This window comes from Pseudomonas urmiensis (genome assembly GCF_014268815.2).
Taxonomy (GTDB): Bacteria; Pseudomonadota; Gammaproteobacteria; order Pseudomonadales; family Pseudomonadaceae; genus Aquipseudomonas; species Aquipseudomonas urmiensis.
Genome location: NZ_JABWRE020000001.1, coordinates 5,119,612 through 5,133,871, shown reverse-complemented (window position 1 = coordinate 5,133,871; position 14,260 = coordinate 5,119,612). Strand labels below are relative to the sequence as shown.

General features: G+C 60.7%; 13 protein-coding genes. 3 read left to right on the top strand and 10 right to left on the bottom strand.

Annotated features, from left to right (window positions below):
• Nucleotides 1-75: 75 nt before the first annotated feature.
• From HU737_RS23250 to HU737_RS23215, 8 genes are all read right to left on the bottom strand, one after another.
• Nucleotides 76-1,695, bottom strand: a complete 1,620-nt coding sequence (locus HU737_RS23250) for an EAL domain-containing protein (RefSeq protein WP_186553209.1) — start codon at nt 1,693-1,695, stop codon at nt 76-78.
• A gap of 75 nt (nt 1,696-1,770) precedes the next feature.
• Nucleotides 1,771-2,562 (bottom strand): N-acetylmuramoyl-L-alanine amidase, encoded by a 792-nt coding sequence (locus HU737_RS23245; protein WP_392467485.1) that lies wholly within the window; start codon nt 2,560-2,562, stop codon nt 1,771-1,773.
• Between the two features lie 67 nt (nt 2,563-2,629).
• A complete protein-coding gene (locus tag HU737_RS23240; protein WP_186553207.1) occupies nt 2,630-3,025 on the bottom strand; it encodes a hypothetical protein in 396 nt (131 codons plus the stop codon).
• A 105-nt stretch (nt 3,026-3,130) separates the two neighbouring features.
• Nucleotides 3,131-5,164, bottom strand: a complete 2,034-nt coding sequence (locus tag HU737_RS23235) for a GGDEF domain-containing protein (protein WP_186553206.1) — start codon at nt 5,162-5,164, stop codon at nt 3,131-3,133.
• A 28-nt stretch (nt 5,165-5,192) separates the two neighbouring features.
• Entirely contained in the window at nt 5,193-6,047 is an 855-nt protein-coding gene (locus HU737_RS23230; protein WP_186553205.1) for an endonuclease/exonuclease/phosphatase family protein, read from the bottom strand.
• 11 nt (nt 6,048-6,058) lie between these two features.
• Nucleotides 6,059-6,694 carry a thiol:disulfide interchange protein DsbA gene (gene dsbA / locus HU737_RS23225; RefSeq protein ID WP_186553204.1) on the bottom strand — a complete coding sequence of 212 codons (636 nt, stop codon included), beginning with the start codon at nt 6,692-6,694 and terminating at the stop codon, nt 6,059-6,061.
• A gap of 261 nt (nt 6,695-6,955) precedes the next feature.
• Nucleotides 6,956-7,573, bottom strand: coding sequence for a c-type cytochrome (locus HU737_RS23220; RefSeq protein ID WP_186553203.1), 618 nt, complete (start codon nt 7,571-7,573; stop codon nt 6,956-6,958).
• 31 nt (nt 7,574-7,604) lie between these two features.
• A complete protein-coding gene (locus HU737_RS23215) occupies nt 7,605-7,880 on the bottom strand; it encodes a c-type cytochrome (RefSeq protein ID WP_225915747.1) in 276 nt (91 codons plus the stop codon).
• Between the two features lie 211 nt (nt 7,881-8,091).
• Here HU737_RS23215 and yihA point away from each other — a divergent pair, with 211 nt between their 5' ends.
• Nucleotides 8,092-8,724, top strand: coding sequence for a ribosome biogenesis GTP-binding protein YihA/YsxC (gene yihA / locus HU737_RS23210; RefSeq protein WP_186553201.1), 633 nt, complete (start codon nt 8,092-8,094; stop codon nt 8,722-8,724).
• A gap of 336 nt (nt 8,725-9,060) precedes the next feature.
• Here yihA and polA read toward each other — a convergent pair whose 3' ends face one another.
• Complete coding sequence (gene polA, locus HU737_RS23205; RefSeq protein WP_186553200.1) at nt 9,061-11,826, bottom strand: DNA polymerase I; 2,766 nt, start codon at nt 11,824-11,826, stop codon at nt 9,061-9,063.
• A 75-nt stretch (nt 11,827-11,901) separates the two neighbouring features.
• On the opposite strand from polA, the gene HU737_RS23200 reads away from it, so the two are divergent.
• Nucleotides 11,902-12,189, top strand: a complete 288-nt coding sequence (locus tag HU737_RS23200; protein ID WP_186553199.1) for a DUF2782 domain-containing protein — start codon at nt 11,902-11,904, stop codon at nt 12,187-12,189.
• A gap of 69 nt (nt 12,190-12,258) precedes the next feature.
• A complete protein-coding gene (locus HU737_RS23195; protein ID WP_186553198.1) occupies nt 12,259-13,209 on the top strand; it encodes a homoserine kinase in 951 nt (316 codons plus the stop codon).
• A 76-nt stretch (nt 13,210-13,285) separates the two neighbouring features.
• Here HU737_RS23195 and HU737_RS23190 read toward each other — a convergent pair whose 3' ends face one another.
• Nucleotides 13,286-14,251: a zinc ABC transporter substrate-binding protein gene (locus tag HU737_RS23190; RefSeq protein ID WP_186553197.1), complete on the bottom strand. Its 966-nt coding sequence runs from the start codon at nt 14,249-14,251 to the stop codon at nt 13,286-13,288.
• Nucleotides 14,252-14,260 lie beyond the last annotated feature (9 nt).

Here is a 14,260-nt window from a genome sequence, read left to right as displayed (position 1 = left end):
GAAGAAAGCGTGGGAGCGGGCTTGCCCGCGAAGAGGCCGGTGCAGTCTGCGAATCGCTACAAGGCTACCTACAGATCAGGGCTCATCATCTATCCGCCGAGCACTGACCCGCCGCCCGCGAGTTATCAACTCGGCAAACTGCCGGGCATTGAGCGGATGGGCAAACAACCACCCCTGCCCATAATTGACCCCTTCACTGTTGAGCAGTACCGCCTGGTCCTCACATTCGATACCTTCGGCGATCACCCGCAAATGCAGGTCATGGGCCATGCGGATGATATGCGGCGCCACGCCGCTGCTCGCCGCATCATGGCCCAGCGCATCGATAAAGGCCTTGTCGATCTTCAAACAATCCACCGGCAAGGTCTGCAGGTAGGCAAGGCTGCAGTAGCCAGTGCCAAAATCGTCAATCAGTACCTGATGCCCAACGGCGCGCAAGGCCTGCAAATTGTCCCGCGCCACCACCACATCGATCAGGCCCCGCTCGGTCACCTCGAAAGCGATCTGACTGGCGGGTACTCGGTGATGAGCCAACAGCCGGGCTGCCACCCCACCAATACGCGGCACCATCACATCGCAGGCAGCCAGGTTCACCGAGATATATAAGTTGCGGTTGGCCCGCAGTAACTGCCCCAGTTGCTCCAATACCCGCTGCAGGACGAAGTCGGTGATCTGGCGGATCTGCCCGGTATTCTCCGCCAGCGGGATGAACAGATCCGGGCTGGTCAGGGTGCCATCGGGCCTGCGCCAGCGCACCAGGGCCTCAGCGCCGACACAGCGCCGACTGTCCAGCTCGAAGATTGGCTGGTAGAGCACCTGCAGCTCGCCTTTGCGCAGCGCATTCTGCAGCTCGGAGCTCATCGAGCGGCGTTGCAGGATCAACTGCAGCACCAGCCAGCCAATACAGCACGCCACCAGTACGCTGCCAGGGAACAATAGCCAGAGCACGCCGTTCATCTTCAGAGGCAAACTGGCGCGAGGGGCAATCAGCACTAACTGGTAATCGGGTGACTTGGTCGGCATGCGGTAGATCAGCCGGTCACTGAACTCAGACAAAGCCTTGTCCGAGGGCGGCGGCCAATCGGCGACTGGCGGCCAGGGTTGCGCCGGGCCCAGCACCGGAATAGCGCGGCGTCCATGATCCAATACCACCAGCAGGCTACCGCCGGGCGGCAGGTCAACCACATCGGTGAGGTGACCACGCGAAGTAGAAACCAAAAAATTACCGCGCCCAAGCATGAGCGCAGCGAGGTTCTCGTCGGGCTCGGCAGTGGTATTGAGCCAGTAGCTGTAGGTCGGACCGCGAATATCAGGCGGTCGAAAAGGCTCGATGTTACTCACCCCTCCACGGCTAGAGCAGGCGACATTACCCTGCACGTAGGCCGCTTCGTAAATGAACCGCGAACTCAGGCCGACTTGCTGTAGTGCCGCCAAGGTTGTCGAATCGCACCCACGCAAAGGCAGGGAGTGCAATTGATCGACACCTTGACGCAACTGACCGAAGACTTGCTCTAGACGCTCCAGAAAACGCTCGCCCTGGGCGTTCATCTGCGCGCTCTCGCTTTCCTTCATCTGCTGCAGCGCCACACCCACGCTGCCGGCCAGCAACAGCACGGCGCTAGCCAGGGCAGCGAGCGATGCCAGCAGCCAGGGGCGGTGGAGAATTTGGCGCAACCCAACGAGGAAGGCTGACATCGGATATATCCAGTTGATTACCAAGAGGTATAGCAACGGAATGGTCAGTCGGCACGGCCGTTGGGCGCGCGCGGTTCAACGCTTTTGGTTGAGCACCTGCAACATCGCCGCAGTTTGCGCATCCGGCATGCCATCGAACCGCTGCGGGCGGAAGCGCATCTGGAAGGCCGCCAGCACATGCCGAGTCGCTACATCCAGTTCGCCGGTCTGTTCGATGGAGTAACCAAAGCGCAGCAACTGTTGCTGATACCAGGTAATCGATGGCGGATTGACCTCGAAGTACGCCCGCTGCCGCGCGACTGCATTGGCTTCAGGCCAAATGCCCAAGCCTGCATCTGCCAAGCGTTTCCATGGGAACAGCGGCCCAGGATCGAGCTTGCGCAAGGGCGCGATGTCGCTGTGCCCGATGATGTAGCGCGGCTGGATGTGGTTACGCTTGACGATATCCTGGAGCAACGCGATGAGCGCCTGGATCTGCGCTTCGCTGTAGGGGTGCCAGACCCGACCATTGGGTGTGTCGGTGAACCCCGGGTTGACGATCTCGATGCCGATGGAGCTGGAATTGAGCCAGGTGCGACCGTCCCATTGGCTATCGCCGGCATGCCAGGCACGTTTGCTCTCGTCAACCAACTGATAAACCGTGGCCGGACCATCGCCGATCAGGTAGTGGCTGCTGACCTCGCCGTGGGTCAACAAGGCCAACGAGCGTTCGAGTGAGGCATTGGTGTAATGCAGGACGACGAACTGGATGCGCTCGTCCTGGTTCGCCGAGACATGGCTGCGGTCGATGCGCAGGCCGCTGGCACAGCCAGCAAGCATTACAAGGAGAAATGCTGAAATTACAGTTTTCATCGAAAGAGAGCACATCATGAAGAAGTGACAAGTCGCTACAGTATAACGTGCTCTCTCTCAGGCGCTTGTAGGAAACAACGCCTTAGCGCATACACATCACCAGGAATTCCAACGAATTGTCACCACTTGCGCCTTTAACATCGACCAACTGGGTCAGCACCGTGACGCCTTCAGCTTTCGGCTTACCAATGACTTTGGCCTGCCCATGCAACAGACGATCCTCGGTGCTGCCATCAATGGGCGAAACCGTGCAAAAGCCTGGGTCTTGATGCACGATGCGGTTGTTGAATATCAGCTTGTACTGACTGAAATAGTTAGCGTTCGCTGACAGCTCTACATTTTCGATCCATTTCGGCCACTGCCGCAAGACCGTCCCATCTTTGCCAACATGCGCAGTCCAGTAGGTGTCCTTGGCCATGGCACTCGTCTGATAGGCGATACTCATGACCAGCAGTAGTACCCATTTCATCATCTTCATCGCGTCGCTCCTGATTAGAGTTACTCAAGCCTCGAAATGCCGAAGGTCTCTGCATTTCGGCGAAATCATCATGAGCAACCGTGGCATCAGGAATGCGGTAGATAGTTAGGCCAGTTCCACCCGATTGCGTCCCAGATCCTTGGCTCTATACAAGGCTTCGTCGGCACGCTTGAGCACCTGATCGCCACGCTCGCCGGTGCGGAATGCGCTGATGCCAATGGAGGCGGTAATCACCACCCGCTCGCCCTTGAAATGGAAAGGGCATGCTTCGATGGCGGCGCGCAGGGATTCAGCCACTTGGGCGCCAGCAGCCGGTGACGTTTGCGGCAATAGCAGGACAAACTCTTCACCGCCAAAGCGTGCGATGAAGTCGCGGCCACGCAGGCGCTTGCGTAACTGGTCGGCGACGATCTTCAACACCTTGTCGCCGGCCAGGTGGCCATAGCCGTCGTTGATGCGTTTGAAGTGGTCAAGGTCAAGGATCGCCATCAGCAAGTGGCCGCCGTTTTCCTGCCAATCCTGCACTTCGCGCTCGACCTGTTCTGACCACGCGGCGCGGTTGGGCAGCCCGGTTAGGGGATCGATCAGGGCTTTCTGGCGTTGCTCCTCAAGGTGCTCGCGATACCCCAGGGCTTCCTGTTCCATGTTCGCCACCCGCTCGGCCAAGCCATGCAGGCGTCCGGCCAGTTCCTGCTCGCGGCGGTCACGCTCGTGCTGGTGATCGTCGATGGTCACCAGCAGGCCTTCGAGGCGATTGTCCAGAATGTGCTTGAGGCTATCGAGGTCAGCGGCGCCCTGGACGCTGCTTTGCAGACCATCGACCTGTTCGCGCAATTGGCTGTCCAGCTCACGCGCCGCAGTACTGTTGTCGGCATGCCCGGCGCTGGCTTCGTGCAGATGGCTCTGGAAGGTTTCGAGGCGCTCGTTGAGCTGCTGCAAGTAGGCCTCGAACTCATGCTGGCCGCTGTCGGTGATGGCCAGCATGAGTACCGCCAGATCATCCAGCACCGGGATCAGTTCGTACCAGTTCAGCCCTCGCGCCACGCGCTCGCGCATTTCCAGCGCCTGGGCCTTGTGCCGCTCGGGCAGGCTCAGGTCATCGAGCAAGCCGATCAAGGTTTGCTCGATATGCGCAGCGACTTGGCTGTAGGGTGGCTCGACGGCGTTAGGCAGGGCATAAGGGCCATCCTCACCGTCGAGCAGTTCGACCTGCTCCGGCGCCGCCTCTGGCTCTGGCTCTATCGCGCTAAGTTCGTCAGGCTCTGCTTGAGCAAGTATCGCTTGCTCTGGCTCGTTTGGCTCCTGACTGGCAATGACTGGAGCGGGCTCAGCCTCAGGCGCATCAATCAGCGCCGGCTGCGAGGGCTCCAGCAGCAACGCCTGCGCCACTTCTGCCGCAGGCGCCTCTGTTTGCTCCTCAGTGATCAGTGGTTTGGCTGCAATCGGTTCCACTGGCTCTGGCGCAGCGGCCATGATTGCAGGTGCCGAGGGCTGAAGCACTTCGTCTTTGACGGGCTGCAGAGCAGATTCGCTCTCGACAGCAGGCTCTGCCAAAGCTGGCGTTGGAACCGGTGCAGGCTGCGGCGATTCTGCGTGTTCCGGCCGAGACTCTTGTTCAGCTTTACCGAAAAGCCGCTGCAAAAAGCCGGGGCGGGCCTCTTCTTCCGGGCTCTGCAGCAGGGTCAGGGCTCTGCCCTGCAAACCACTGAGCTCACCAAGCAGGGGCGGCAACTCGCGCGATTGGCTGACACCACCATCGAGTTTCTTCGCCAGTTTTTTCAGTGGCCGAGCGACATCACCGGACAGCGGCAGGGCCTGGAGCTGAGTGACTAGCGCGGTCAGCGCATCGCTCACCTGGTTCATGCGGGTTTCGCGACGCTGCTCGGAGTCGAGTACCGCCTTTTCCAGACGCGGAATCAGGTTGGCAAGCCCCGCGTCCATGTTGTCGCTGCGGATGACCTCGCGCATTTCCTTCATGCACTGGTCCACCGCCTTGTCGCTGCCCTCGGCGGCCAAGGTACTGCGCACCAGGCCACGACGCAGCAAGTCGAGACGGGCATCCCAACGGCGCTCGAGTTTTTCCTGCTGTTCGATGCTTTTTAAGTATTTTTCTTTCCAGCGCTCGGCGTCTTCGGTCATGCCTGGGTCCACTGCGGGGTGATGGCAATTAGCTCAAGACCGGCAGCGTATCCACAGTCAATGCGTCAGGCAATCGAATCTCGACGGCAACGGGAAGGTGATCGGAAATCGGCTGCGCCAGCACCTCGACCCGCTCCAAGGTCAGGCTTGGGCTGAGCAGGATGTGGTCCAGGCAGCGCTGCGGGCGCCAACTTGGGAAGGTGGCCTCGACTTGCGGTGCAATCAGGCCCAGATCGCGCAGCGGCGAGTGTTCGAGCAAGTCGTTGGCATGGGTGTTCATGTCCCCCATCAGCACCTGATGACGGTAGCCGCCAATCAGCTCGCGGATGTAGCTCAATTGCAGGGCGCGGGTCTTGGCACCCAGCGCCAGGTGCATCATCACCACGATCAGCGCGTCCTTGCCCTCGCCGAACTGCACCAGGATCGCACCCCGACCGGCTGGGCCGGGCAGGGGATGGTCTTCAAGGTGCTGGGGCTTGAGGCGGCTGAGTACGCCGTTGCTGTGTTGGGCGAAACGCCCGAGGTTGCGATTGAGCTGCTGATACCAGTAGGGGAACGCCCCCAACTGGGCCAGGTGCTCGACCTGGTTGACGTAGCCCGAGCGCAGGCTGCCGCCATCGGCTTCCTGAAGGGCGACCAGGTCGAAGTCGCTGAGCAGCGCACCGATCTTCTGCAAGTTGCCGGCACGCCCGTTGTGCGGCAGCAGATGCTGCCAGCTGCGGGTCAGGTAGTGCCGGTAGCGTTCGGTGCTGATGCCCACCTGGATATTGAAACTGAGCAGCCGCAGTCGACCATCCTCAGGCAAGCCAGGGGCCTGCAGGTGATGCTCGTTGACCTGCGGCTGGTGCAGGCCAACACCCCGGGTGGAGCGCAAGCGAGCCATGAGTTCGCCGCTTACTTAGCGGCGCGCTCCTTGGCGATCAGCTGGTCGGCGACGTTCAGCACGCCTTCCGGACCGCCGGCAGTACCCAAATCGAAGCGGTATTTACCGTTGACCACCATGCTCGGTACGCCGGTGATTTCGTACTTCTTCGCCAGTTCACGAGCCTGGTTCACTTGTCCTTTGATGGCGAACGAGTTGAAGGTAGCGAGGAACTTGTCCTTGTCTACGCCCTGGGTAGCGAGGAACTCGGCCATTTCGTCTGGCTTGACCAACTTTTTACCCTGCTCCTGAATTGCTTTGAAGACAGCGGCGTGCACCTTGTGCTCGACGCCCATGGCTTCAAGGGTCAGGAACATCTGGCCGTGGGCGTCCCAAGGGCCGCCGAACATGGCTGGAACGCGCTTGAAGTTGACGTCCGCCGGCAGTTTTTCAGCCCACGGATTGACGGTCGGTTCGAAGTGATAGCAGTGTGGGCAGCCGTACCAGAACAGCTCGACGACTTCGATCTTGCCTGGCTGGGAAACCGGAACAGGGTTGCTCAGCTCGATATATTCCTTGCCCGCTGTTGCAGGCTCGGCGGCCTGGACGGCGGTCATACCGAATACGCTGGCGGCGACCAGCGCAGCGCTGAGAATCAGTTTACGCATGCTTTACTCCTGAGCAGTCATTGGTCGCCTCGACGCGACCGGTGCTGTGACAGGTCGGGAAGGGCTCGAGTTCTGTAGTGTAACGGCTACGGACAAAAAAAAGGGCGGTGTGGGCCGCCCTTTCATCTTTAGCCATCGACCATTAACTGAGTGTTAAACACTTAGGTTGCCGGGGCCGCGTTGCGGCCCTTCGCGGGTGAACCCGCTCCCACAGGGTCCGCGCTGCACGACGGACTGCAAAGCAGCCCTAAGGACATTGCCTCAGTGCAGCCCCTGGATATAGCTGGCCAGGGCGTCGATGTCCTTGTTGCTCAGCTTGCCGGCGATAGAACGCATGGTCATCGCGTCGCCATCGTTGGTGCGGTTGCCCTCACGGAAATCTGTGAGCTGCTTGGTCACGTACTGGGCATGCTGGCCGCTCAGGTGGGGGAAGCCGGCCAAGGCGATGCCGGCGCCGTTCGGCGAGTGGCAGCCAGTGCAGGCAGGCATGCCTTTTTCCAGATCGCCGCCATTGAACAGCGCACGACCGCGTTCGACCAGTTTCGGATCGGCAGCGCCGACACTGCCCTTCTGGCTGGCGAAATAAGCGGCGATGTCGGCAAGATCCTGCTCGTTGAAGGGCTCGAGCATGCCGGTCATCTCCAGCACCGTACGCTTGCCAGACTTGATGTCGTGCAGTTGCTTCTCAAGGTATCGCTGGCCTTGGCCGGCGAGTTTGGGGAAGTTCGGCGCCAGGCTGTTGCCGTCAGGGTTGTGGCAGGCACCACAGACGGCAGTTTTCGCCTGACCGGCGGCGGCATCGCCTTTGATAGGGTCCGCAGCATTGGCCGCACCTGCAACCCCCATGGTCAACAGCAGACTCACGAATAGTTTGTTCATCAGCTAATCCAACACGGCTAAGGGTGAAATGTTATGTATCGGGACTACCGGTCATCCAGAGGATGACCAAACGGTAGTCCTCGGCACTGCAGTCCATGCACAATCCACGCGGCGGCATAGCCTTGAAACCCCGAGTAACATTCGCTACCAATACCTCCATACCCTGCGCCAGCCTTGGCTCCCAAGCTGCCGAGTCACCCTTCTTGGGTGCCTGAGGCAGTTGTCCGGCGTGACAGGCAGCGCAGCTGCGGTTGTACAACGCCTCGGGATCCTGTGTAGCCTGTGCGCTGAAAAACGGTAGGAACATACCGACAGCCAATAGCCATTTCGCCTTGCGGAACGACCTTTCAGGGTTGGGGGCCGCGCTGCGTTCTATTGCGCGAGCTAATGTTCGACACCCCATGTGCGCTCTCCTTCGCTGGGAGAATGCACACACAAAAACTGGGGCATTATATACTTCCGTCCTCCAAACGGAAACGACACTGCCTGGATTAGGCAACACCCACATCGGATATCCCATGCAAGTCAAGAACCCCATCCTCGGCCTCTGCCAGAAAGCCACATTCGCCCTTAGCGCTGCCAAGGTCGAACAATGCCCGGAAGACCAGGGTTACGAGGTGGCTTTCGCCGGCCGTTCCAACGCCGGTAAATCCAGCGCCCTCAACACCCTGACCCATGCCAGCCTGGCGCGTACCTCGAAAACCCCAGGGCGCACCCAGCTGTTGAATTTCTTCAGTCTGGACGATGAACGGCGATTGGTCGACTTGCCGGGCTACGGTTATGCAAAAGTACCGATTCCGCTCAAGCAGCACTGGCAGCGTCACCTTGAAGCCTACCTGGGCGGACGTGAGTGTCTGAAAGGGATCATCCTGATGATGGACGTGCGCCATCCAATGACCGACTTCGACAAGATGATGCTCGACTGGGCCAAGGCCAGCGGCATGCCCATGCACATTCTGCTGACCAAGGCCGACAAGCTGACCTTTGGTGCGGCGAAGAACACGCTGCTCAAGGTGCAAGCAGAGATTCGCAAGGGCTGGGGCGACGCGGCGACCATCCAGTTGTTCTCGGCACCCAAGCGCCAGGGGCTGGAAGAGGCCTATGCTGTATTGGCGGGGTGGATGGAGCTGGAAGACAAGCCGGCGGAGTGATTTAGATTTTTGGGGCTGCGAAGCGGCCCCCACGCTGTGAAATCCTGAATCGCAGGCAAAAAAAACCCCGGACTTCATATGGGGAGGGGGAAGTCTGGGGTTCAAGTCTGGACCGCTAGGGCGGGGTCCAGGTATCTGCCAACACTTAACACAACATAGGAGCATCGAAAGGCTTCACCAGCCATTCAGTTACTCTGAGTTCCGCTTCACCGGTTTAGTTCCGAAGCTCTGGAAACTATTTGCGATAGTTTCATGAAACTCCCGTTCTAATGGCACCAGGCCAGCGTCGGATCCGCGACACTACAGCGCAGATCCTACACATCTTTCCTACGCCGTTTAGTGAGCTTCGTCCCAATTCGAGCCAACACCTACTTCGACCAGCAACGGCACGTCGAGCTGCGCGGCATTGCTCATGTACGGGCGAATTTGCTCCTTCACCTGCTCGACCAGGTCTTCGCGCACTTCCAGCACCAATTCATCGTGCACCTGCAGGATCACTCGAGCATCCAGGCCGCTGCCACTCAACCAGCCATCCACCGCGACCATGGCGCGCTTGATGATGTCTGCTGCCGTGCCCTGCATCGGCGCGTTGATCGCCGTGCGCTCGGCACCTTTGCGCAGCGCCGGGTTTTTCGCGTTGATGTCCGGCAGGTACAAGCGACGGCCGAACAGGGTTTCGACGAAGCCCTGTTCGGCGGCCTGGGCGCGAGTGCGCTCCATGTAGGCCAGCACCCCAGGGTAGCGGGCGAAGTAACGGTCGATGTAGTCCTGCGACTGTTTGCGATCGACGCCAATCTGCTTGGCCAGGCCGAAGGCGCTCATGCCATAGATCAGGCCGAAGTTGATCGCCTTGGCGCTGCGACGCTGGTCGGTGGTAACAGCCGCCAGATCCACGCCAAACACTTCTGCAGCCGTCGCCCGGTGCACATCGAGGTCATTGCGGAAGGCATGCAACAGGCCTTCGTCCTTGGCCAGGTGGGCCATAATGCGCAGCTCGATCTGCGAATAGTCGGCAGCCAACAGCTTGTAGCCGGGGCTGGCCACGAACGCCTGGCGAATACGCCGTCCTTCGGCAGTCCGAATCGGGATGTTCTGCAAGTTCGGGTCGTTCGACGACAAACGCCCCGTGGCCGCCACCGCCTGCTGATAGGAGGTGTGGATGCGCCCAGTGCGCGGGTTGATCTGGTGCGGCAGCTTGTCGGTGTAGGTGTTCTTCAGCTTGCTCAGGCTGCGGTACTGCATCAGCACCTTGGGCAGCGGGTAATCCTGCTCGGCCAGCTCGGCCAGCACCGCTTCGGCGGTCGAAGCCTGGCCCTTGGTGGTCTTGCTCAGCACCGGCATGCCCAGCTTGTCATACAGGATCACGCCAAGCTGCTTGGGCGAGCCCAGGTTGAACTCTTCACCGGCCAAGGCAAAGGCTTCGCGCTCCAGCTCAGCCATCTTCACGCCCAGCTCGCCACTCTGGATCGCCAGCAAGTTGGCATCGACCAGCGCGCCTTGGCGCTCGATCTTGGCCAAGACCGGCACCAGCGGCATTTCGAGGTCCATCAATACCGGCTGCACGCTGGGCGTCTTGGCCAGGCGTGCCTGCAACGCTTGGTGCAGGCGCAAGGTGATGTCGGCATCTTCGGCGGCGTAAGGCCCGGCCTTGTCCAGGTGAATCTGGTTGAAGGTCAGCTGCTTGGCGCCTTTGCCGGCGATGTCTTCGAAGGCAATGGTGGTGTGGTCCAGATACTTCTGCGCCAGGCTATCCATGTCGTGCCGGGTAGCGGTGGAGTTGAGCACGTAGGATTCGAGCATGGTGTCGTAAGCCACACCGCGCATGTCGATGCCGTGCGCCTGGTCGCCACCAATCGCGCAGTTGGCCAGGATATTGATGTCGTACTTGGCGTTCTGGCCGATCTTGCCCTTGGTCGGGTCTTCCAGCAGCGGCTTGAGCGCCAGCAGTACAGCGTCGCGATCCAGTTGGACCGGGGCGCCTTCGTAGTCATGGGCCAGCGGCACATACGCGGCCACGTGCGGTTCCACCGCGAACGACAGGCCGACCAACTTGGCCTGCTGGGCATCGAGGCTGGTGGTTTCCGTGTCGAAGGCAAACAGCGATGCCTGGCGCAGTTTCTCCAACCACAGGTCGAAACGCGCCTGGTCGAGGATGGTTTCGTATTGCGGCTCGACCTTGGCCTGCGGTTCTTCAACTGGCGTAATCACTTCGCCAACCTTGACTGCATCGCGCTGAACTTCGGCGATCCAGCTTTTGAACTCCATCTCGGTGTATAGCGCCAGCAAGGCTTCGCGGTCCGGTTCGCCACACACCAGCGCATCGACTTCGATATCCAGCGGCACGTCGACCTTGATGGTCGCCAGTTCGTACGACAGGAACGCCGCGTCGCGATGCTCCTCCAGCTTGGCCGGCAGGCCCTTGGCGCCGCGAATCGGCAGGGCAGGGACCTTGTCGAGGTTGTCGTAGACCTCGCGCAGGCCACCGCCGATCCCGGTCAGCAGGCCCACGGCGGTCTTCTCGCCGACGCCTGGCACGCCAGGAATGTTGTCGACCTTGTCGCCCATCAGCGCCAGGAAGTCGATGATATGTTCCGGGCCGACGCCGAATTTCTCGTGCACGCCAGCAATATCCAGCACGCTACCGGTCATGGTGTTGACCAGGGTAATGTGCCCGTCCACCAATTGGGCCATGTCCTTGTCGCCGGTCGAAATGATCACCGGACGGCCGGCTGCCGCACTGCTGCGGGCCAGGGTGCCGATCACGTCATCGGCCTCGACGCCTTCTACGCACAGCAGTGGATAGCCCAGCGCCTTGACGCTGGCGTGCAGGGGCTCGACCTGCACGCGCAGGTCATCCGGCATGCTTGGGCGGTTGGCCTTGTATTCGGCGAACATGGCGTCGCGGAAGGTCCCGCCCTTGGCGTCGAAGACCACCGCGAACAAGCTGTCAGGGTATTGCTTGCGCAGGCTCTTGAGCATGTTCAGCACGCCCTTGACCGCGCCGGTCGGCAGACCTTTGGACGTGGTCAGCGGCGGCAGCGCGTGAAAGGCGCGGTAGAGGTATGAAGAACCGTCCACCAGGACGAGAGGCGCTTGGCTCATGAGGAGAATCAACCTTTTCGGCGGGTCCGGCGCTAGAATAGCCGGAGTCATTGACGACAAAGGGACAAGGTTATCATGCGGACACTCAATCGCCTGTTACTGCTCGGCCTTCTGGCAACCACGCCTATCGTCACCCAGGCGGCGGACGACGCCCCATCGGCAGATCCCGATGTGACCATTCGCACGGAAGGCGATCGAACCATTCAGGAGTACCGTCAAAACGGCTTCCTGTATGCGATCAAAATCACGCCGAAAAACGGCAAACCTTATTTCCTGGTACGCGCCGACGGCTCCGACGGCAATTTCATTCGATCCGACCAGCCGGACATGCTGATTCCGTCGTGGAAGATCTTCGAGTGGTAATCTGACGCGTACCGTTCACATCAACCTGGCACTTCCCGGCGGAAGTGCCCGCATGGGCAACTTTTCATCATGTCAGTTTTCACCCCTGTGTCCCGGCCCGAGCTGGAAACCTTTCTGGCGCCGTATGAGCTGGGCCGTCTGCTCGACTTCCAGGGCATTGCCGCCGGTACCGAGAACAGCAACTTCTTCGTCAGCCTCGAACAGGGTGAGTTCGTGCTGACGCTGATCGAACGCGGCCCTGCCGAAGACATGCCGTTCTTCATCGACCTGCTCGATGTGCTGCACCAAGCCGACATGCCAGTGCCTTACGCCGTGCGTGATCGCGAGGGTAATGGCCTGCGCGAGCTCAACGGCAAGCCGGCACTGTTGCAGCCACGACTGTCGGGTAAGCACATCAAGGTGCCGAACAATCAGCACTGTGCTCAAGTTGGCGAATTGTTGGCGCACATTCACCTGGCCACGCGCGACAACACCCTGGAGCGCAAGACCGACCGAGGTCTGGACTGGATGCTGGAGTCTGGCGCCGAGTTGATTTCGCACCTGAGCGAGGCGCAACAGCGCCTGTTGCAGCCTGCACTGGATGAGATCGCCGCACACAAGGCGCAGCTTCTCGCGCTACCACGGGCCAACCTGCACGCTGACCTGTTCCGCGACAACGTGATGTTCGAAGGCACCCACCTGACGGGGCTGATCGACTTCTACAACGCCTGCTCGGGGCCGATGCTGTATGACATCGCCATTACCGTGAATGACTGGTGCCTGGATGATAAGTCCGGCATCGACCTGCCACGCGCGCAGGCGCTGCTGGGGGCCTACGCCGGGCTGCGGCCGTTCACTGCGGCGGAAGCCGAGCTTTGGCCGGTGATGCTGCGGGTGGCCTGCGTGCGCTTCTGGCTGTCGCGCCTGATCGCAGCCGAGTCGTTTGCCGGGATGGATGTGATGATCCACGACCCGAGCGAGTTTGAGGTGCGACTGGCGCAGCGTCAGCAGGTGGCGTTGAAATTGCCGTTCGCGCTGTAAAGCCAGTGGCCTATCGCGGTGCAAGCCCGCTCCCAGGCGTGGGAGCAGGCTTGCCCCGCGTAGCGTCAGCAGTGCATCACAATTGCTCCAGGCACCCCGCCAGATCGCTGCCCAGCTTCTCCAGCAAGCGCTCATAGCCCTTGCCATCCACAGGGTCCGTGCCACCCAAGGCATCCAGCTCGGCCAGGCGCACCGGTAACCCGGCAGTCAGCGTCTCAGCCAAACGCGGGCGCAGCGGCGGCTCGCTGAATACACACGTCTTGCCCACTTCCTGCAGGCGCTTGCGCATCGCCGCCACGTGCTGCGCCCCTGGCTGCACTTCCGAGGCAACGCTAAATACCCCAGTGTGCTTGAGGCCATAGTTGGCCTCGAAGTAGTCGAAGGCCTCGTGGAACACGAAGTACGGCTTGTTGGCCACCCCAGCCACGCGTGCCTTGATACGCTGGTCCAACGCGTCCAGCCGCTCGTCGAAGGCTTTGAGATTGCCCTGGTAACGCGCCGCATTGGCTGGATCGACCTTGGCCAGGTCTGCGGCCATCTTCGCGGCAATCACCCGCGCATTGACCGACGACAACCACAAATGCGCATCCAGGCTGCCTGGGCGGTGATCATGGTCGTGATCGTCATGGTCGTCGTGCCCACCTTCATCGTGCGAATGGCTGTCCTCGCCAAAGTGGCGCAGTTGCATGCCGGGCAGCGACTGCACGGCAACGCTTGGCTTGCTGCGGGCGTTGAGGACGCGCGGCAGGAAGTTTTCCATGTCCGGGCCGATCCAGTACAACAGGTCCGCATCGCCCACGCGCCGTACGTCGGAAGGGCGCAAGGCGTAGTGGTGCGGCGAGGCACCAGGCGGCAGCAGCACGTCAGGGCTGCCAACGCCGTCTTGCACCGCCGCGGCAATCTGCTGCAAGGGCTTGATGCTGGTCAGCACGCGGACGTCAGCCTGGGCAGAACAGGCGAAAAAAGCGACAAAAAGGACAAGGAAACGGGGCACGGTGAATACTCGACTTGTCAGAAACAGGTAACATAATAACGTCTCCATTCAGAACCG